This window comes from uncultured Psychroserpens sp., assembly GCF_947503375.1.
Classification (GTDB): Bacteria; Bacteroidota; Bacteroidia; order Flavobacteriales; family Flavobacteriaceae; genus Psychroserpens.
Window position 1 is genome coordinate 104,039 of record NZ_CANNDQ010000008.1, and the last position, 20,241, is coordinate 124,279.

The following is a 20,241-nucleotide window of genomic DNA, read 5'->3' on the forward strand; positions in this document are numbered from 1 at the left end:
AAGGTTTCAAGATTGCTGCTATGATTAAGAAATTATATTTTTTTGTTTTTGCTTTTACGTTATTACTACAATCGCTATCAGCTCAAGAGAATTTTAAGCTCATGTTTTATAACGTGCTTAACTTTCCATTAGAAGATGCTGTTCCTGGAAGATTACAATACTTAGAATTGATATTAGATGACTACAGACCAGATTTATTTATGGTCTGTGAATTGAATAACGAAAGTGGTGCAAATACAATATTAAATTCACTACAGTTTTTAAATTCAAATTACCAAAGTGCTGTATTTGAACTTAATACTTCTGATGACAACATTAGTGATCAAAATGATTTACAGAACTTGATATATTATGACAGCTCAAAATTTACTCTAGAAAGTCAGGAAATAATCACAACTATATTCAGAGATTTTAATCATTACAGATTAAAGCTTAATACGATCAATGCAAATACAAATCCAATTTTTGTTGACGTGTTTGTATGTCACTTAAAAGCATCAAGTGGTACAGAAAATCAAGCATCACGTTTAGAAATGGTTCAAGATTTTATAACCTATTTAGAAACTTTACCTTCAGATAGCAATGTTGTTTTAGCTGGTGATTTCAACGTCTATACTCAATCTGAACCAGCATTTCAAGAACTCATAGATGCAGATAACAATAACGCTATTGATTTTGTTGATCCTGCTAATCGTATCGGCAGCTGGCACAACAACTCAAACTATGTTGATGTAATGACGCAATCTACAAGAACGCAAACAGGATTAGGTGGCTCAATTGGTGGATTTGATGATCGTTTTGATTTTATTATGACTTCATCAAATATGACAACAAACCCTGAACTGTCTTTTATTCCCAACAGTTACCAAGTATATGGAAATAATGCAAACCCATTTTGTTATAATCAAGAAATAAACTCAAGTGATTGTGATGGAAGTCATTTTTCATTCATAATTAGAGATGCATTGTACAATTTTAGTGATCATTTACCCGTTACATTAGAACTACAGACTAATCAATCGTTATCAGTTGCAGAATTTGAGACTAAAAATGCTATCCAGTTTATTGGCTCAAATATAATTGACGCCCAACTCAAATTAGCGTTAAATGCAGAATCAACTATTAAATCACTAGTTATATATAATAGCTTGGGACAAATCGTAAAAACCATTATCGTAGAAAATACGTTATATATTAATGAGAATACCTCACAATTGGCAAATGGTATATATTATATCACATCATTAGAGCTAAATAGGAACCCTTTAAAATTCATTATTGCACATTGAAATTAATCCAGATTTTATTATTTCTCTTAGGCACAGGTTTATATTCTGAGAGCTTTGGTCAAAACAAAATTGATATCAAAGCTCATTTTGATATAGAAAATAAAACAATACATATTAATCAAGAAGTCACTTATTTGAATACAAGTGATACCGCATTAAATGAAATATATCTTAACGATTGGAATAATGCCTACTCTACAAAAAAAACACCTTTAGCAAAGCGCTTTGAAGAAGAGTTCAGCATTAAATTTCATCTGGCGAAAAGCAAAGAGCGTGGTTATACTGTAATCACATCTTTAAAAAATGATAGTGAAGAGGAATTGCAACACAGTTACCATGAACAGCATCCAGATATCGTAAAAATTGAATTAAATACTCCGCTTCTACCTAATCAAGAAGTTAAACTCTTACTTCAATACAATGTAGTCTTACCAGATGATAAATTTACGGGTTATGGCATTAGTGAGGATAAAACCCTGAATTTAAAATATTGGTATTTGACACCATCGGTTTATGATGGCAAATGGCATTTATACAGTAATAAAAATCTTGATGATCTATATACACTAAAAGCAGAGATAAAATTAGAAATGAATTTTCCTCTGGGTTATACATTCATTTCAGAACTCAACACACTAGACATTAGGCAAACTCAAACATCGCAAACCGTATTTTTACATGGAAAAGATAGAATTAATACCAACCTCATCTTAGTTAAGTCATCAGAATTTCAGTTTGTACAAACAGATGATTTCAGTATCGTTTCTGATATTAGTAGTAAGGATCTTCCATCACAAGAAAAGGCAATCATTACAGACAAGATCACAAATTTTATCACTACAAATTTAGGAGAATACCCGCACGAACGTTTATTGATTACTAAAAGCGACTACAAAAAAGATCCGCTTTATGGTTTAAATCAATTGCCAGATTTTATTAGACCATTTCCAGATAATTTTCAATACGAATTAAAGCTTCTAAAAACAGCATTAAAAAACTATTTAGACAACACATTATTAGTTAATCCAAGAAAAGATTATTGGTTAAAAGAAGGGGTTCAAGTCTATTATTTAATGAAATATGTTGAGGAAAATTATCCTGACACTAAAATGCTTGGAACTTTAGCAAACATTTGGGGCATAAGAGCATTTCATGCTTCTGATTTGTACTATAATGATCAATATAGCTTGTTTTACATGCAAATGGCTAGAACCAACAGAGATCAACCATTAACAACCTCAAAAGACTCTCTGCTTAAATTCAACGCAAATATTGCTGGAAAATATAAAGCTGGTGTTGGACTAAGGTATTTAGATAGTTACATCAATGCTTCTATACTCGAGACAACAATCTCAGAATACCTTATCAAAAACAAATTACAATTGACATCTTCAAACGATTTTGAAAACCTACTGAAACAAAAGACCACCAAAGACATCGATTGGTTCTTTAAAGATTATGTCAATACACGCGAAAAAATTGATTTTAAAATAAAGTCTATTGAAAAAACAGAAGACTCAATAACACTTACCGTAAAGAATAAACGAAATAATGATATGCCTGTTTCATTATTTACTTTAGATAAAGATTCAATACTAACCAAATCATGGATAGAGCATATTGATGGCGAAAAAACAATCACTATCCCTAGGAATGAGACCAATAAACTAGCGCTGAATCATGACAATATTATTCCAGAGTTCAACCTAAGAGATAATTACCGCTCGTTAAATGGTTCATTTTTAAACAATAAGCCTTTACAATTTAGACTTATACAAGATATTGAAGATCCATATTACAATCAAATCTTTATGATGCCTTTGGTCGAGTTTCAAAACATTTATGATGGATTAACATTAGGTGCAAAATTTTATAATAAAACACTTTTAAGGCGTCGACTTAATTATAGGATTTCACCGCAATATGCTACCAAATCAAAATCTATTACAGGTAGTGCATCTATAGGTTACACACATAATCTAGAAAATAGTGATCTATATAGTATTAGTTATGGCATACGAACCAGCTATTCTTCTTTTGCAGAAGATGCTTTCGTAACTAGAATTTCACCTAGTCTATCATTTAGCTTTAGAGATGATAATGATTTTAGATCTGACAATTTCAAAAATCTGAATTTTAGGTTTTTAAGTATTAATAGAGATGTTGGAGAAAATGCTGTAGTAGAAGTAGACAACGAAGCTTTCAATGAACCAGATTATAGCGTCTTTAATATTAGATACGTTGAAGGAAGCCCAGGAATTATAAGCTTTTCAAGATGGTATTACGATTTACAGTTTGCTCAAAAATTTGGAAAATTTGCCGTGAACTACGAATATAGAAAACTATCTCAAAGTAACAGACAATTTAATATTAGACTATTTGCAGGTACATTTTTATATAATAACACCGATCCTACATCTGACTATTTCAGTTTTGCATTAGATAGACCTACAGATTACTTATTTGATTATAACTACCTGGGACGTTCAGAATCATCAGGTATTTTTAGTCAACAAATCATAATTGCCGAAGGCGGTTTCAAATCAAAATTAGATACTCCTTTTGCCAACAGATGGATGACAACCGTTAATACAAGTACGACCATCTGGAAATATGTTGAAGCTTATGGAGATATTGGATTGGTAAAGAACAGAGGTGATAATCCTAGGTTTTTATATGATTCAGGAATCCGTTTAAACCTTATTACAGACTATTTTGAACTCTATTTCCCTATCTATTCAAGTATTGGCTGGGAAATTGGACAACCTAATTACGATCAAAGAATTCGTATCCTATTCACATTAGATCCAGGTCGTCTTTTAGGTTTGTTTAGACGAAAATGGTATTAAGGTATTCTTAACTAAAACCCTTTATTTTAGCTTAAAATAAGAATTTAGCAAATTTATCTTGGTTTTTTTGTTATATTCTTAATATTATAACAAAGCTCAACGTTGTAAAACATAGAAACTTTAGCTAAATTTGCAACATATAAACTAAGACCATGCAAACGGATTCCAATACTAAAACCGACTTAACTTTTGAAGACTTCAAAGCACAAGTTCTAAACGATTATGAAATTGCTGTAACTAGTAGAGAGTGTAGTTTATTAGGACGTCGTGAAGTCTTAACAGGAAAAGCCAAGTTTGGTATTTTTGGAGATGGCAAAGAGGTACCGCAATTAGCTTGGGCTAAAGTGTTTAAAAATGGAGACTTTAGATCTGGTTATTATAGAGATCAAACATTTATGATGGCAATTGGTCATCTTACCATTGAACAGTTTTTTGCTGGTCTGTATGCCAATACCGATTTGTCTCAAGAACCTATGTCTGGTGGACGACAGATGGGTGGACATTTTGGTACGCATAGTTTGGATGCTGATGGCAACTGGAAGAATTTAACTGAGCAAAAGAACTCAAGTGCAGACATCTCTCCTACCGCTGGACAAATGCCAAGACTTCTTGGTTTAGCACAAGCTTCAAAAATTTACAGACACGTTGAAGGTATTACAGCAGATAAATTTTCTAATAAAGGTAATGAAATTGCTTGGGGAACTATAGGAAATGCAAGTACAAGCGAAGGCCTTTTCTTTGAAACAATAAATGCTGCAGGTGTATTACAAGTTCCAATGGTCATAAATATTTGGGATGACGAATATGGGATTTCAGTACATGCAAAACATCAAACAACAAAAGAGAATATTTCAGAAATATTAAAAGGACTTCAGAGAGATGACTCAAATGAAGGTTACGAAATACTAAGAGTTAATGGCTGGGATTATGCTGCTCTGATTGAGACATATCAAGCTGCTGAAAAAATAGCTAGAGAAGCACATGTACCAGTTATGATTCATGTTCAAGAATTAACTCAACCACAAGGACACTCAACATCTGGATCTCATGAGCGCTACAAAAGCAAAGAGCGACTTGAATGGGAAGCAGAATATGATTGTATCGTACAAATGCGAAATTGGATGCTTAGCAACAATATTGCTACACAAGACGAATTAGACACTTTAGATAAGGCTATCAAGAAAAATGTGAGAGATGGTAAAAAGGCTGCTTGGAAATCATATCTAGAACCAATTTTAACTGAACAAAAAGAAGCCTTAAAACTCATATCTAATCTAGCTAACTCAAGTAGTAATAAAGTATTTATTAATAAAATTGTCAACGACCTACAACATATTGACGAACCTATACGTAAAGATATAATGGCTTCTGCCAGAAGAGCATTACGCTATGTGGTTTCAGAAACCTCTTCTGAAAAAGAAGAACTGCAACGTTGGATAAATAACTATAGTAATACTGTACAGTCTAAATACAGTTCCCATCTGTATAGCGCTTCAAAGCTAGCCGCTAAGCATGTAAATGAAGTATTACCAACTTATGATGTAAATGCTGAAGAAGTAGATGGTAGAGTCATACTAAGAGATAATTTTGATGCCATCTTCAGTACCTATCCTGAAGCACTTGTATTTGGAGAAGATGCAGGAAATATTGGAGATGTTAATCAAGGTCTTGAAGGACTTCAAGAGAAATATGGTGAACTCAGGGTTGCTGATGCAGGCATTCGTGAGGCTACAATTCTTGGTCAAGGTATAGGTATGGCAATGCGTGGATTAAGACCTATTGCTGAGATTCAGTATTTAGATTATATCTTGTATGCATTACAAATTATGAGTGATGATCTTGCCACGCTCCAATACAGAACCAAAGGCAGACAAAAAGCACCATTGATTGTAAGAACTCGAGGTCACAGGCTAGAAGGTATTTGGCATTCAGGATCACAATTAGGAGGTATCATCAACTTAATTAGAGGTATTCATGTGCTTGTTCCTAGAAACATGACCAAAGCTGCTGGTTTTTATAATACGCTTTTAGAAAGTGATGAACCAGCCCTAATCATTGAATGTTTAAATGGGTATCGTCTAAAAGAAAAGATGCCAAATAATATTGGACAATTTAAAACACCAATTGGTGTTGTTGAAACGGTTAAAGAAGGATCAGATATTACACTTGTTTCTTATGGTTCTACACTAAGAATTGTTGAACAAACTGCAAAAGAATTACTTGAAGTAGGTATTGATGCAGAAGTGATAGATGTGCAATCATTATTACCATTTGATATCAATCATGACATTGTAAAAAGTGTTGCTAAGACCAATCGTTTGATGGTCATTGATGAAGATGTTCCTGGAGGTGCATCTGCCTATATTTTAAATGAAATTTTAAATACACAAAATGCTTTCCAATATTTAGATAGTCAACCAAAAACACTAGCTGCTCAAGCACACAGGCCAGCTTATGGAACTGATGGTGATTATTTTTCCAAACCTTCAGCTGAAGATATTTTTGAAGCTGTTTATGAAGTGATGCATGAAGTAAATCCTTCTTATTATCCTAAATTGAGGTAAATCCATTAGAAATTTCATAGTATATCGTATTTATTTTAGGATTTAGATTAAACCTTTTTAATAGTTACTGGTCTAAAGAGAAAACCTAATGTTACATGCGAATTCTTTTTCTAGTACTTTTAAGTATTGCTCTTTTTTCTTGTAGTGGTAATGACGATTTTGTTGCAGTAAGTGATAACGAATTGTTAGACTTTTCAAATCTATTAACCATTAACTTTGAAAATTTGCCCAATTACAGTAATCAAAACATCCCAAATTATATCACAAAAGACAATACAACTACTGGTAATATTATTACCAATGAAGGCGCAACATTAGGACGTGTGTTGTTCTATGATAAGCAACTATCTTCAACAAATACAATTGCTTGTGCAAGTTGCCATAAGCAAGAAGTCGCATTTGGAGATGATGTACAGGTAAGTCTAGGAGTTAATGGTGTTACTGGTAGGCACTCTATGCGTTTAGTTAATTCAAGATTCTCAAATGAAAATCGCTTCTTTTGGGATGAACGTGCTTCAACATTAGAAGAGCAAACTACGATGCCAATACAAGATCATATAGAAATGGGCTTTAGTGGCGAAGATGGTGATCTAAATTTTGATGATCTAATCTCTAGATTAGAAAGTACAGCACACTATCCTGCTCTATTTAATTTTGCTTTTGGAAGTGAAATCATAACTGAGACTAGAATTCAAAACGCTTTAGCACAGTTTATAAGAAGTATTCAATCGTTTGATAGTAAATATGATCAAGGGAGAGCAATGGCTAATAACGACGTACAGCCATTTGATAATTTTACACCAGAAGAAAACCTAGGCAAACAATTATTTTTACAACCTCCCGTTTTCAATAATCAAGGCATTAGAACCAATGGTGGTATTGGTTGTGCAGGATGTCATCAGGCACCTGAATTTAGTATAGACCCAAATTCTTTAAACAATGGTGTTATCGGCTCTGCCGACGGTTTAGGCTCAGATCTAATCGTGACCCGTTCTCCTAGTCTTAGAGATGTTGTTAAAGCAGATGGTACAGCAAATGGACAGTTTATGCACATTGGTGTTAGTAGTAATTTAATTACTGTAATGAATCATTATAATGCTATTAGCTTAGCTGGCAATAACAATTTAGACCCAAGACTAAGACCAAATGGATTCGGACAGCAATTGAATTTAACTCAAGATGAACGTGATGCCGTCATTGCTTTCATACAAACTTTAGCCGGAAATGACATTTACACTAATGAAAAATGGAGCAACCCATTTGTAGAATAAGGCTATAAGACAAATTGAGTCCTATTGATTTTCAAAAACTGATATAATTCTATTATTTTTAGGTTTTAAACCTAAATTAATGTTTCCAGATTTTAATCGTTGGAGTTTACCCTTATTAATACTTGTATTGCAAGGCTTGATATTTGTAGGGCTTCTACTTTCAAGATATAAACGAAAAAAGAATATATCAGATCTGTTTTTAGGATTGATTCTTTTATTTACCTGTTATAGTCAAACCTGCTATACTGTTGGCTTTATGGGTTGGTATAACGAATTTAGAACTACGAAAATAAATTACTTTTTATTAGATACAACCTTTGCTATAGGTCCGTTGATTTTCTTCTATGTAAAATCGATAACCACATCAAACTTCAAATTCCTAAAAAAAGATTGGTGGCATTTTGTTCCTGCATTTGCTTTTATAGCATACCGATTTAGCATTTACACTTATGATACATTACAGCCAGAATTCAATAGCGTACAAAATGGCATATTAAAGTTAAGTTTAGATGAGCCAATAGTACTAACAGTACTAAATTATGTGAATCCTCCATATATGCTATTATATCTAGCATTCACATTTCAGTTATTCTATAACTATCGAAAAAAGATCATGCAATTCTTCTCAAATACTTATAAATTAGAATTAAATTGGATACTGAGTTTTTTGATACTCTTTACATTGGCCTTTCTTTACAGTACCATACAATCTATCGTTGGTCTTTACATTGATTTAGGTTACCAACAACGTTGGTGGCTTAATCTATTTGTTGCTATCATCACGCTATATGTTGGTATCAAAGGGTATTATACAGATACGACAAAGCTTAAAAAACTTAGCTTTTCATTTTCGCCTAATCTCGATGCTATACCTCAAAAAGCAATATTTAACGAGCAGAAAACGATTTCAGAATCTGATATGAATATCGTGATCAATTTAATGGAAATTCAAAAAGCCTTTTTGAATCCCGAACTCAACCTATCTGACTTGGCAGATCAAGCCAATATGTCTCGCGCTCAATTATCTGAAATAATCAATTCTGGGTTTAATAAAAACTTTAATAATTTTGTAAATCAATATCGTGTTGACGCATTTAAGAGTATGCTCAAAGAAGACAAACAAAAACAACTCTCTTTATTAGGTATTGCGCAAGAATGTGGTTTCAACAGTAAAGCTACTTTTAATCGTGTTTTTAAAAAATTAACGAGCTACTCACCTACCGAATACCTCAAATCTCAGTTAAATTAAGACGTCTCAAATCGTATTTAAGTCGTTCAAATACCTTATAAGTCGTTCAATAAAATTCCTTATTGCAAATTTGTACCATCAAACACTTAAATACAATTTCGATGGTACAACTAAAATCTTTTTTAAAATTTATAACGCTACCAATAGTTCAAAAACATAGGTTAATGGATCTTATGTTTACAATTCCAAGAGTTATATGCGGACTCTTATTAACTGCTATGTTTGGAGCCGATAAATTTGGAATGCCATGGACAGCTAGTACACAAAATTTAAATCTCTTTGAAGTAGCAGCTTGGTTCCCACAAGATGTAGCTGAATATGGTGGCATTTTTGCAATTGCACCTGTTTTCTTTGCTTGGATGGGCGCTTTTAGTGAAGCTGTTGGTGGCTTACTGTTGTTGCTAGGTCTTCAAACAAGAATTGCTTCTTTTCTAATTATGTGTACGATGCTTGTAGCCATCTTTATGCAAAAATGGAATCAAGGCGTTTGGGGAATGCTACCAGCAATGGGTTTCCTTTGGGTAACTGTCTATCACTTATTCCTTGGATCTGGACGCTTTGGCTTAGATCACCTTATCAGTAAAAAAATAAAATCATAAACTTAAAACTATGAAACATTTTAATATTAAAAAATTAAACAAAACTGTATTGACTGTAGTAATGCTATACTTTTCAATTAATGCAATGTCACAAACCGAAATAAGAATTACAACCGAAGAATTGCTAGTACTTCACAACACATCATGGACTGGAGAACTCATATACGTTAACTATAGTGATGGAAAAGAGGTAACATTGCAAACAAAAATGCAAATAGAGATAAAAAATGATAAAATCATAATGCACACACAATATGACAACGAACCTTCGGCCAATTCAAAAAGTACTATCAAATTAAAGAACAATGGCACGCATTTCGGAAAGGAAAAAATAGTAAAAAAAGACATTTCAAAAAGTGGTACAGTTACGCTAAAAACCAAATTTGAAGGCAAAGACGATAACAAGCCTGCCACCATAATGAAAACGTATGTATATGACGGAAATCATTTTTCTGTTACTAAAGAAGTGCGTTTTAAAGGCAGTACTGAAAGTCTTGTTAGAAACCGTTACACCTACTCAAAACTATAAGACAATGAAACCATTAATTTACATAGTACTAGCCATAATGACGCTCAATTGTGTACAGCAAACACATGAAAAAACTATAACCGTAATGGTAAACATGAACGGTGCAAAAAAATTTTCTGAAGTAGGTATAAGAGGTACTTATCCTTTGTCATGGAATAAAACCACTTTTTTGTCAGACACAAATAATGATGGTATCTATGAGGGTGCTTTCAACATCAATACAGCAAGTCATGATATTGAATTCAAATTTGTAACTAACAACAATGAATTTGAATTAGAAAATCAAAGTAATAGAAGCATTGCATTTGAATATCGACCAGAAACTATAGTATACGAAGCGGTTTTCAACGATAAAAATGGAAAACAAACTTCAGTGAAATAAAAAGCCATACAATTCGTCGTTAAAATCCATCGCACTTGTGATGGATTTTTTATATTTATAAAAAACAGACCAACCTATGCTTTCAAAACAAGATAAAGAACAATTAAGAGGTACAATTTTTAGACACCTTGATGGCATTGCTACTGCAACTTCGGCCTATGCGCTACATAAAAAGGGAGTCCTCGATTATCTATTAGAACATAAAAATGTGCCACTAGAAGTATTAACAGACCATTTTAAAGCCAATGAAGGTTATCTCAATGTTGCATTGCGAGTGCTTTCTTCACAAGGTTGGTTAGAGCAGCATCTCGACAATAAGAGCAATAAGGTTTCTTATGAGGTTAATGCCCTTAGTGAGAATGCTTTCAAGCAGGTTCATTTATACGAAGACGCTGTGAATCTGCTCAATTACTCAGTTCGTTTTCCTGAAGAGCGAATTGGTCCAGATGCGTTTAGTGTTTTAGAAAAGATATTCAAATCGTTTGAATCGCGTTTCGGTTTAGATGACTCTTATCCTACGTCTATAGAACATCAAGTCTTAAAGCATATTGAAGGCTGTATTGTTGGTCCTATCGTTGTGCTATTAGGTGTTAATGGCTTATTTCATAAGTATTTTATGGAAGCTTCTTTTACAGCTGAAGAATATCATAAAGACCCAGAAAGTTTTAAAAAAATATTAGATTTCTTAGCACATTTAGGTTGGTTTACCAAAAAGAAAAACACTTACCAATTTACAAACGAAGGTTTATTTTTTGCAAAACGTGCCAGTGCCTATGGTGTAACAGTATCGTATTTACCAACATTCATCCATCTAGACGATCTTATCTTCGGAAATGCCAAAGTTTTAAAGACAGACACACCTGATGAAACTGAGAAGCATGTTCATCGTGAAATGAATGTTTGGGGAAGTGGTGGTGCACATTCTACCTACTTTAAAGTCATTGATGAAGTCATCATCAAACTATTCAACAAGCCTATTGACGAACAACCTAAAGGTATTTTAGATATGGGTTGTGGTAATGGTGCTTTTATTCAACACATATTTGATGTGATTGAGTATCAAACGCTTCGTGGCAAAATGCTTGACGAGCATCCACTTCTATTGGTTGGAGCAGATTTCAATCAAGCTGCTTTAAAAGTAACACGAGCTAATTTGATAAAAGCTGATATTTGGGCCAAAGTGATTTGGGGTGATATTGGCCGGCCAGACATTTTAGCCAAAGACTTAAAAGAGGATTATAATATTGAACTCAAAGACCTCTTGAACGTACGAACATTTTTAGATCACAATCGTATTTGGGAAGCACCTCAAGCCAAGACTAGCAGAATTAGTAATTCTTTAGGAGCATACGCAACACTTGGTATACGTCTCAGCAATAATTTGGTAGAAGATTCATTGCTAGAGCATCTATCAAAATGGAAGCCTTATGTTGAACGTTTTGGATTATTAATGATAGAGCTTCATACAGTTAACCCAAAACTTGTAGCCAAAAATATTGGTAGAACAGCGGCTACTGCTTATGATGCTACACATGGTTATAGTGACCAATACATTTTGGAGGTAGATGTATTTAATAAGGTTGCAAAAGAAGCTGGTTTACATCCAGATCCAAATTATTTTTCTAAATTTCCTAATAGCGAATTGGCAACGGTTAGTGTCAATCTTTTAAAAGGTAACTAATACAAAACTTGATATAATGAAAACAAAATTTACAGACTTGGCCTTATTGATTTTAAGAGTTGGATTCAGTGGATTTATGCTTACACATGGCATTCCAAAAATGAACATGTTATCTAATCCTTCAGATTTTGGAGATCCTATAGGTATTGGCGCAACATTATCATTAATACTAGCCATTATTGGTGAAGTAGTTGCTCCAATTATGCTAATTATAGGATTTAAGACCAAATGGGCAGCTATTCCTGCAGCGATTACCATGTTGGTTGCAGCTTTTATAGTACATGCTAAAGATGATTTGGCGACCAAAGAGCATGCCTTATTATATTTGATTGCTTTTGTAGTTATGTTTTTGGCTGGAGCTGGTAAATATTCTATTGATGGTATGAAAAAATAATGGAAAAAGAACATACATTGATCACACGTGATTGGTTGGCTATTGAACGAACTAAATTAGCTAATGAACGAACCTTTTTGGCTTATTTTAGGACCTTTGTTGTATTTTTAGGTACTGGATTAACCGTTCTAAAGATCGAGTTTTTTTCAGATTTGAAATCGTTTGGTATTCTACTTTTAGTCATTTCTCCAACACTATTAATTGTAGGAATCATTAGGCTTTTAAGAGTAAAACAAACCATTAGAAAACACTATAAGATTTGAAAGCAGTTTCTGTAGTTACCATTAAGAAAGAATTACAACATCGATCGTCAGAAGAACTTATTCAGCTTTGCTTGCGTCTTTCAAAATTTAAAAAAGAAAACAAAGAGCTCCTCACCTATTTGTTGTTTGAAGCTCATGACGAATCTGGTTATGTAGTAGCTGTAAAAACAGAAATAGACGAACAGTTTGATGCTATCAATACAAATAGTTTTTTTTATATTAAGAAAAGTGTACGTAAGATCTTGCGTAACATCAAAAAGTATGCACGCTATTCACAAAAAAAAGAAACTGAAGCAGAACTTCTTTTATATTTCTGCAAACAATTAAAAACATTTAAGCCTAGTTTAAAAAATAATACAACACTTATTAATATTTACAATAGACAAATGGCTCTAACAGAAAAGATTGTAGAAAAACTGCACGAAGACCTACAATATGATTTTGGATTAGAGATAGAAGATTTGGGTTATCTATAATTAGTTAACCAGAAACATTATAGAAAATATTCTATATTTTGATTTTTTGCTTATTTTTACAATTTAAGTGAATAATGAAGTCAACTAAATTAAAAAGAAATAGAACACTTGACGCAAAGCAGCGTGAATTATTAAACAATTTCTTTATACACCTTAAAGGAAAACGGTACAGTAAAAGCACTATTAATACCTACACATATCTTGTAGCAGATTTTGTTGAGTTTCAAACTGAAAAACAATTGTCAAATTTAAGCAACAAAGACGTAGAGTTATATATAGAACATGCAATAATCAAACGTAGATTTTCTATTACTACTCAACGTCAATTCATAAGTGCCTTAAAATTATTCATTCAATTTGATTCAAGTACACAAATTGAAAATCTAGAGTTAACACGTCCATCAAGATCTAAAAAACTTCCAGAAGTTTTATCTATTTCTGAGGTTCTTCTATTAATCCAACTAACAAAAAATATAAAACATCGTGCTATTATTGGTTTGCTATACTCGAGTGGTTTGCGAATAAGTGAATTATTAAGCTTGAAATTGGTAGACATACATTTCGATAGAAAACAAATACATATCAAGCAAGCCAAAGGTCGTAAAGATCGTTATGTTGTTATTGCTAACAGTTTCTTGCCTTTACTACAAAATTATTTATTGAGTTATCAGCCAAAAGTATTTTTTGTAGAAGGTAAGACTGGTAAGCCATATTCGGCAAGTAGCGTAAGGAAGTTTTTAAAACGTTCATGTAAGCTAGCAAAAATAAATCGTTCAATAACACCACATACGCTAAGACATAGTTATGCGACTCACCTTCTAGAACAAGGAATAAGTTTACGTCACATACAAGAATTATTGGGACACAGTAAACCAGAAACCACAATGATCTATACGCATGTTGCCCGTAAGGATCTAATAAATGTTAAGAGCCCATTAGATCAAGCTATAGAAGATATAAATAATAACCGTAATGAGGAACAAAAATTCCTCATTTTGGGGAAATAGAACCCAAAAACGAGTATATTTATCTTTATATAACGAGTTGTAGCACATTTGATGAAACATATTGCAACATATCAAATTCACGATACTTTTAGAATTACTGGAAGAGGAATTGTATTCTCTGGAAATATTTTGGATGGCGAATTTATGACAGGAGATTTTATCAAATTTAACTTTAATGGACAAATATTAGAACGAAAAATAAAAGGGATTGACGCAGGAATGAGGGTTATTAAGGGAAAACCTAATGTTGGAGTTATGATTGAAAGTCCAAATGAACAAGAAATCGATGATTTGAGAAATTGGAATCCAAATCTATCAATCGGAAAAATATACTCGAAAAATGAAACCTGAATTAAAATATATTGAATTAAAAAGCGGATTTGGAGATAATGGACCTGCTTGGATTGGAATAGCTGAATTCTCAAAATCAGGCAGAACTGTCTATTTTAATGGAAAAGCTCTTAAAAACTCTAATGCTCAAGGAATTGCGGGAAACTACTACGATTTAGAGAATGGAGACGAATATTGGATTTCTGGAATTAAGAAAAACGGAACTGACAGACATTGGGCTGGTGGTGGAAAAATAATGATTGACCGAAAAGTAGTTGACTTGTATTTAAGTCAAGTTGATTTTGATAAATTAGACAAAAATCGGTTTGAATTGACTGACATTGTACCGAATGATAAACAAAAGTTTTCTGAGTTGGAAAATGAAAAACTGAACTAAAAAAAACGTGCTACAACAACGTGTATAACCAATTGCTTGGTTTGTGTGTACTCGGAAAATCCTGCGGATTTTCCTATTGGTTAGTTTCTTTTTTGCTAACTTAGTTCTTGCCAACGCAACTAGCCATACACAAACACGTTATATGCAATTGCTCAATTCTTACTCAAACTCACTTTATGTGCTTACTCATAATCGCTTTATGTTAGCTCGTTTGCGATATTACGTGATTACTCAAGAGTTAGTAACTGAGCTACTTTCGGCTCAATGTGATTACTCTTACTCGCCTTTTCCTAGCCTCATTATGGCAACACGTGATTACTCTGATTTTCACAACAGCATATAACAACGTGTATAATAAATGCTAAACTCATACTTCAATTTAAAATCTTATATTTAATCATCTGATTTGTTACAACCTTAAATCCTGCGGATTATAGGTCGCACAAATCATACACGAATACGTTGGCAGTAATAGATGAAAACATTTAGGGTTTTTCAAAAATCAAATAAAATTACAATTCCCACTACTTTTATAATCTGTGGAATAGTTCTTTTGTATATCTACTTCTCAGACGAGATTGAATATTATTTCGGTTTATCTAATAAACTAATTGGAATATTCTTATGTATTTTATTCATTTTCTTTTTGATAAAGAGTTTGTTTACAACACAAAAATTAAATGGTAAATTCAACGGTGTTCTTAAAATGGAAAACGACAGAATTTCAATTAGTTCAAAAGATTATCTTCTTGAAGAAATAGATAATATTGAAATATATCAAACGGATCATATTGGAAACCAAATTCATGTTAGTACTGTTACTTTGGATAGCGATAAATCTAATGGAACTAACAATCGAATTGAATTAAATCTTAAGAATGGAAAAAAAGTAATAAGTCATTTCCAAGTACAAAATGAAAATGATTTATTAATTAATAAAGATATTTTAATAGGTTATCACTTAAAGGGAAAAATTCCTCTCTTGAGATTAATCAACATCCTTGGAATTAAAGATTATGATGAAATTCAATTGTTTAAGAATAATTTAAAGAAAACTGAATAAACTACTACAGCCAACAACGTGTATAGTTCATTGCTCGGAAACTCCTTTCGGAATTTCTGTCGCTTCTGAACAATGGGTTCGCTCCTATTTGCTATCTTAGTGCAGACGCAACGAAACCATACACGAACACGTTGTGTGTAATTTGTGACCACCTAATAAATTTATTAAATGGGTAATAAAATTGACATATCCTCTACAGCAATTGAAAAAGGAATTGATTTAGCAAAAAACTTCTTGGATAAGTTGATAATTCCTGCTGTTGAAGAAACTGGACTACTATTAAAGGATAAAGTTACGTTATGGAAATTCAAGAATCAAGTAAAAATGCTAAATAAGGCAAAGTCTTATTGTGAAAAGTATAATGTAAATCCTAAAACTATATCTTTAAAATTACTTTGTCCTCTACTAGATTATTCTTCATTAGAAGAAGATGAAGAATTACAAGACAAATGGGCTATATTATTGACAAATATGGTTGATTCTGAACAAAATATTGAAAATCACGTATTTCCATATATTTTAAGTCAAATTTCCTCAAATGAATTCGCTTTTTTAGAAGATGTATTTGATTACAAAATCGTTAGACAGACTAAATTAAAAGAGGAACTAAAATTATTTTTAGAAAGTAAACCTGCAATTTTAGAAAACATACAAAAAGAAGTTTTAAAATTAGACGAGAAAATAACTAAAATTAAAGAAAAGAGCGAAAACAAAGGTTGGAATCCAGAAACTTGGGAATTAGAAAGAAGCAAGGATAAACTTAAGAACGACATAAAGGTTCTTGACCGAAAAGAAAATGTTTTTAATTATAGAATAAATGAATCTCAAACTATTCCTGAAGAAGAATTAAAAGAATTTGAAATTTCTAACCTTATAAGACTTGGATTAATAAGGTTCGTGCAAATACCTTATGCTCATCCTCAAACACTAGAAATTCCATATGAAAATGATTCTTATTATGGAAGTGGTTCAACTCAATATACTAATGTTGATGTTGAAATTGAAATTGAATCAGATGAAGAGTATGTATTGACTGAACTCGGAGAGATGTTTATAAACGTGTGTAAAATAAAAGAATAAAACTACACACAACACCGTGTATAATTCATTGCTAGTATTAGCCTACTTGGAAATTCCTTCGGAATTTCCTCTGGTTCGTTTTAGTTTACTAATTTAGTTGCTGAAACACGCAACGAAATCATACACAAACACGTTGTAACACATTTGAGGGAAAAACCTAAAAAGGTTAATTACTACAGTTCCCAGATTCCATCATACTTTGAGTAGGATTAAAAGCATTATTAGTAGTGCCAAAAGTGCCATTTATTGTTCCACTACTGAACAAAGCATTTAATGCACAGAAATCGGTTAATACTGAATTGACTTGTATTTGTATAGGTCCATCAACCAATATTAAATCTTCAAGACCATCTAGTGTAGTGAGTGCAGTATTCCATATATCAATTCGCTTAGTACTTATTAGACCTGATAAACTCGATATAGAGTTTAAGTTATCATTACCAATAATAGTTAAATTTCCATTTAATTCTGTACCTGATAAACCCTCTAAATTTATTAATCCTTCATTATTGACAATACTTAAATTTCCTTGAATAGCATTTAAACTACAAATACCTATCAAATTCGTCAAGGATGTTGTATTCTCTATAGTTAATTCATCAACAGTTTCAATATTTTCCAATCCTTGTAAACTAGCAAGAGAACTATGATTTCCACGTATTAAGAAATATGATCCAATACCAGAAATAGTTGTTAAATTGCTTAATGAATTTATAGTTGCTAGATTTTCATTATTGTTCAAATCCATAATTTTAACTGACCCTAAATTGTTTAGTCCATTCAAAGAAAGTAAACTCTCATTTTCATTAATAAATATACCGTGAGATACATTATTTAAATTATCAAGACCTGCTAAAGATGTTAAGTTCTCATTAAATGTAACATCTAACGAATAAAGATTTGTTACGTTTTCTAGACCAATTAAAGATTCTAATCCAGGAGATACTCGTATCGCTAGAGAACCTGTAATGGTGCCAAGCCCAACTAATGAGTTTAAGTTAGGGTTATGGGATATAAATAAATCTTCAATTATTATGTCTTCTAAGCCACTTAAACTTGAAAGCGAAGAATTACTAAAAATATCCATAGCATTAACATATTCAAGTTGACTTAAGCCTGTTAAATCAGTAATTGGATTAGACATTGAAGGGTAGTCTGGTCCTATTTGAAGGGTTCCATTAATGCTTGAATAACAAGTCCAATCAAAGTTATTTAACTCGCCTTGACTTCTAAATTGCAAATTACCTTCGTATATTCCATCTGGATTGGTACATGGCTCTGAACTTGAATCACTACTTGAACAAGAGGTAAATATGATTAGAGTCATTATTAAAAGAAATAATCTCATATACTATTGATATAAAATGTTAAAAATACAAAATCATAATAATAAACGTGTTACAACAACGTGTATAGTTAATAGTGTTTAAAGAATGTTCGAGGATTTCTAACGAAATACAATACCACTTCCCTACCTTTTTGCTAACTTAGTTCTCAAACACCACAAACCATACACGAACACGTTACCTAAAATTACTCCGAACTTACTCAAACTCTGAATTTGAACTCACTCAGACGTGGATTTGTTTGCCACTCAAGCTCTGAATAGTTTGTTTACTCGAACTCGGAATTTTACTCGCACGTGGAAACTAACTCAGACGCGGATTTTTACTCTGGCGGACTTTTGAGCAAGTTTGCGAAATTAAAAACGCTTATGTTTGAAGCTTCAAAGCGTTTTACAAACACTTTTTGCAATTTAAACCGTTAAAAGCAAAACTATAGTTTAGCTTTTGTCAAAATAATTGTTCTGAACAGTGACGGCAAAACTAAATGTGATTACTCGAATCTGTCGTAACATTAGGTAACAATGTGTATAATTCATTGCTGCTGAATTTTTCCAGCGGAAAAATTAGCAGAACAATATTTGTTGGTTTCTTTTTTACTAACTTTAGTAAATGATTTCGCAACGAAATCATACACAAACACGTTAGCACCAATATCGGCCAAGAATAATTATGGATCAAACTTTCGAAAACAAACTCTTAATTTCAAGTAGAAAAAGAAGAATTGTAGCATTTCTTATTGACCATACTTCTATTTTATTCTTAATAGTTACAATATCATTTTTATCACTTGGGACAAGTTATATTGATGAGAATAATCCTAGTAACCTTTTAAGCTTAGTTCCAACTATACTATTCGGATTTTTACTATACTTTTTAAAGGATTCTATAAAAGGTGTTAGTCTAGGAAAATGGATAATGGGAATTATGGTTCGCGATATAAATAATTATAATGAAGTTCCATCATTAGGAAGGTTATTTATTCGCAATTTATTGATAATTATTTGGCCGATTGAGTTATTTGGCCTTTTGACTAATCAAGAAAAGAGGCGATTTGGTGATAAAATTGCTAAAACAACTGTCCTCAAAAGTTCTAAAAAACTAAAAGTTTTACCCAGAGTTTTTGCATTGGCTGGAGTTGGAATCACCTATTTTATGTTCATTTTTATTTTTGTTTTTACTTCAATGAAAAGCTCAGATGCCTATAAGGCTGCCATAGTTCAGATAGAAAAAAATCAAAATATAATCGATGAAGTTGGTGGGATTAAAGAATATGAATTATTTCCTAATGGCAGTATTAGTATGCATGATGGATTTGGAGAAGCCAACTTTGAAATAAAAGTTATTGGTAATGATAAAGATATGAACGTTAATATTTATTTGACAAAATTCCCAAACGAGGAATGGAAACTATTAGCAATTGATTAATAGATACAGGTGCTAACAACGTGTATAGTTCATTGCTCGGAAATTCC

The 20,241-nt window shown here is 32.2% G+C and carries 19 protein-coding genes; 18 read left to right on the forward strand and 1 reads right to left on the reverse strand.

Going from position 1 to position 20,241, the window contains the following annotated elements; genetic code table 11:
* The first annotated feature begins 20 nt into the window (after window positions 1-20).
* From Q0876_RS13890 to Q0876_RS13970, 17 genes are all read left to right on the forward strand, one after another.
* Window positions 21-1,289, forward strand: a complete 1,269-nt coding sequence (locus Q0876_RS13890) for an endonuclease/exonuclease/phosphatase family protein (protein ID WP_299228880.1) — start codon at window positions 21-23, stop codon at window positions 1,287-1,289.
* Window positions 1,286-4,138 carry a metalloprotease gene (locus tag Q0876_RS13895; protein ID WP_299228881.1) on the forward strand — a complete coding sequence of 951 codons (2,853 nt, stop codon included), beginning with the start codon at window positions 1,286-1,288 and terminating at the stop codon, window positions 4,136-4,138. The genes Q0876_RS13890 and Q0876_RS13895 overlap by 4 nt, the downstream gene beginning before the upstream one ends.
* 152 nt (window positions 4,139-4,290) lie before the next feature.
* On the forward strand, window positions 4,291-6,702 hold the full coding sequence (locus Q0876_RS13900; protein WP_299228883.1) for a thiamine pyrophosphate-dependent enzyme: 2,412 nt from the start codon (window positions 4,291-4,293) through the stop codon (window positions 6,700-6,702).
* Window positions 6,703-6,797: 95 nt separating this feature from the next.
* Window positions 6,798-7,973 carry a cytochrome-c peroxidase gene (locus tag Q0876_RS13905; RefSeq protein WP_299228886.1) on the forward strand — a complete coding sequence of 392 codons (1,176 nt, stop codon included), beginning with the start codon at window positions 6,798-6,800 and terminating at the stop codon, window positions 7,971-7,973.
* Window positions 7,974-8,052: 79 nt separating this feature from the next.
* Entirely contained in the window at window positions 8,053-9,222 is a 1,170-nt protein-coding gene (locus tag Q0876_RS13910) for an AraC family transcriptional regulator (RefSeq protein ID WP_299228888.1), read from the forward strand.
* 164 nt (window positions 9,223-9,386) lie between these two features.
* A complete protein-coding gene (locus Q0876_RS13915; protein WP_299228890.1) occupies window positions 9,387-9,821 on the forward strand; it encodes a DoxX family protein in 435 nt (144 codons plus the stop codon).
* Between the two features lie 10 nt (window positions 9,822-9,831).
* Complete coding sequence (locus Q0876_RS13920) at window positions 9,832-10,350, forward strand: hypothetical protein (RefSeq protein WP_299228892.1); 519 nt, start codon at window positions 9,832-9,834, stop codon at window positions 10,348-10,350.
* A gap of 4 nt (window positions 10,351-10,354) precedes the next feature.
* Complete coding sequence (locus tag Q0876_RS13925) at window positions 10,355-10,732, forward strand: hypothetical protein (RefSeq protein ID WP_299228894.1); 378 nt, start codon at window positions 10,355-10,357, stop codon at window positions 10,730-10,732.
* Window positions 10,733-10,808: 76 nt separating this feature from the next.
* Window positions 10,809-12,413, forward strand: coding sequence for a class I SAM-dependent methyltransferase (locus Q0876_RS13930; RefSeq protein WP_299228896.1), 1,605 nt, complete (start codon window positions 10,809-10,811; stop codon window positions 12,411-12,413).
* 16 nt (window positions 12,414-12,429) lie between these two features.
* A complete protein-coding gene (locus tag Q0876_RS13935; RefSeq protein ID WP_299228899.1) occupies window positions 12,430-12,807 on the forward strand; it encodes a DoxX family protein in 378 nt (125 codons plus the stop codon).
* The gene (locus Q0876_RS13940) at window positions 12,807-13,070 is read left to right on the forward strand and encodes a DUF202 domain-containing protein (RefSeq protein WP_299228901.1); all 264 of its coding nucleotides are present in this window, start codon (window positions 12,807-12,809) and stop codon (window positions 13,068-13,070) included. The genes Q0876_RS13935 and Q0876_RS13940 overlap by 1 nt, the downstream gene beginning before the upstream one ends.
* On the forward strand, window positions 13,067-13,546 hold the full coding sequence (locus Q0876_RS13945; RefSeq protein WP_299228904.1) for a hypothetical protein: 480 nt from the start codon (window positions 13,067-13,069) through the stop codon (window positions 13,544-13,546). The genes Q0876_RS13940 and Q0876_RS13945 overlap by 4 nt, the downstream gene beginning before the upstream one ends.
* A gap of 74 nt (window positions 13,547-13,620) precedes the next feature.
* Entirely contained in the window at window positions 13,621-14,553 is a 933-nt protein-coding gene (xerA, locus tag Q0876_RS13950) for a site-specific tyrosine recombinase/integron integrase (RefSeq protein ID WP_299228906.1), read from the forward strand.
* Between the two features lie 51 nt (window positions 14,554-14,604).
* Window positions 14,605-14,904, forward strand: a complete 300-nt coding sequence (locus Q0876_RS13955) for a hypothetical protein (RefSeq protein WP_299228908.1) — start codon at window positions 14,605-14,607, stop codon at window positions 14,902-14,904.
* The gene (locus Q0876_RS13960) at window positions 14,894-15,280 is read left to right on the forward strand and encodes a hypothetical protein (RefSeq protein ID WP_299228910.1); all 387 of its coding nucleotides are present in this window, start codon (window positions 14,894-14,896) and stop codon (window positions 15,278-15,280) included. The genes Q0876_RS13955 and Q0876_RS13960 overlap by 11 nt, the downstream gene beginning before the upstream one ends.
* Before the next feature lie 706 nt (window positions 15,281-15,986).
* On the forward strand, window positions 15,987-16,343 hold the full coding sequence (locus Q0876_RS13965; RefSeq protein ID WP_299228912.1) for a hypothetical protein: 357 nt from the start codon (window positions 15,987-15,989) through the stop codon (window positions 16,341-16,343).
* Window positions 16,344-16,511: 168 nt separating this feature from the next.
* Window positions 16,512-17,423 carry an Abi-alpha family protein gene (locus Q0876_RS13970; protein WP_299228915.1) on the forward strand — a complete coding sequence of 304 codons (912 nt, stop codon included), beginning with the start codon at window positions 16,512-16,514 and terminating at the stop codon, window positions 17,421-17,423.
* Between the two features lie 166 nt (window positions 17,424-17,589).
* On the opposite strand, the gene Q0876_RS13975 is transcribed toward Q0876_RS13970, so the two are convergent.
* The gene (locus tag Q0876_RS13975; RefSeq protein ID WP_299228918.1) at window positions 17,590-18,771 is read right to left on the reverse strand and encodes a hypothetical protein; all 1,182 of its coding nucleotides are present in this window, start codon (window positions 18,769-18,771) and stop codon (window positions 17,590-17,592) included.
* Window positions 18,772-19,438: 667 nt separating this feature from the next.
* On the opposite strand from Q0876_RS13975, the gene Q0876_RS13980 reads away from it, so the two are divergent.
* Entirely contained in the window at window positions 19,439-20,194 is a 756-nt protein-coding gene (locus tag Q0876_RS13980) for a cytochrome c oxidase assembly factor Coa1 family protein (RefSeq protein WP_299228921.1), read from the forward strand.
* The last annotated feature ends 47 nt before the right edge of the window (window positions 20,195-20,241 follow it).

What these genes read in the sequence shown, in the direction of transcription:
- Q0876_RS13890 (WP_299228880.1), top strand. Translation starts at nt 21, where the DNA reads ATGATTAAGAAATTATATTTTTTTGTTTTTGCTTTTACGTTATTACTA.
- Q0876_RS13900 (WP_299228883.1), top strand. Translation starts at nt 4,291, where the DNA reads ATGCAAACGGATTCCAATACTAAAACCGACTTAACTTTTGAAGACTTC.
- Q0876_RS13905 (WP_299228886.1), top strand. Translation starts at nt 6,798, where the DNA reads ATGCGAATTCTTTTTCTAGTACTTTTAAGTATTGCTCTTTTTTCTTGT.
- Q0876_RS13910 (WP_299228888.1), top strand. Translation starts at nt 8,053, where the DNA reads ATGTTTCCAGATTTTAATCGTTGGAGTTTACCCTTATTAATACTTGTA.
- Q0876_RS13915 (WP_299228890.1), top strand. Translation starts at nt 9,387, where the DNA reads ATGGATCTTATGTTTACAATTCCAAGAGTTATATGCGGACTCTTATTA.
- Q0876_RS13920 (WP_299228892.1), top strand. Translation starts at nt 9,832, where the DNA reads ATGAAACATTTTAATATTAAAAAATTAAACAAAACTGTATTGACTGTA.
- Q0876_RS13925 (WP_299228894.1), top strand. Translation starts at nt 10,355, where the DNA reads ATGAAACCATTAATTTACATAGTACTAGCCATAATGACGCTCAATTGT.
- Q0876_RS13930 (WP_299228896.1), top strand. Translation starts at nt 10,809, where the DNA reads ATGCTTTCAAAACAAGATAAAGAACAATTAAGAGGTACAATTTTTAGA.
- Q0876_RS13935 (WP_299228899.1), top strand. Translation starts at nt 12,430, where the DNA reads ATGAAAACAAAATTTACAGACTTGGCCTTATTGATTTTAAGAGTTGGA.
- Q0876_RS13940 (WP_299228901.1), top strand. Translation starts at nt 12,807, where the DNA reads ATGGAAAAAGAACATACATTGATCACACGTGATTGGTTGGCTATTGAA.
- xerA (WP_299228906.1), top strand. Translation starts at nt 13,621, where the DNA reads ATGAAGTCAACTAAATTAAAAAGAAATAGAACACTTGACGCAAAGCAG.
- Q0876_RS13955 (WP_299228908.1), top strand. Translation starts at nt 14,605, where the DNA reads ATGAAACATATTGCAACATATCAAATTCACGATACTTTTAGAATTACT.
- Q0876_RS13960 (WP_299228910.1), top strand. Translation starts at nt 14,894, where the DNA reads ATGAAACCTGAATTAAAATATATTGAATTAAAAAGCGGATTTGGAGAT.
- Q0876_RS13965 (WP_299228912.1), top strand. Translation starts at nt 15,987, where the DNA reads ATGGAAAACGACAGAATTTCAATTAGTTCAAAAGATTATCTTCTTGAA.
- Q0876_RS13970 (WP_299228915.1), top strand. Translation starts at nt 16,512, where the DNA reads ATGGGTAATAAAATTGACATATCCTCTACAGCAATTGAAAAAGGAATT.
- Q0876_RS13975 (WP_299228918.1), bottom strand. Translation starts at nt 18,771, where the DNA reads ATGAGATTATTTCTTTTAATAATGACTCTAATCATATTTACCTCTTGT.
- Q0876_RS13980 (WP_299228921.1), top strand. Translation starts at nt 19,439, where the DNA reads ATGGATCAAACTTTCGAAAACAAACTCTTAATTTCAAGTAGAAAAAGA.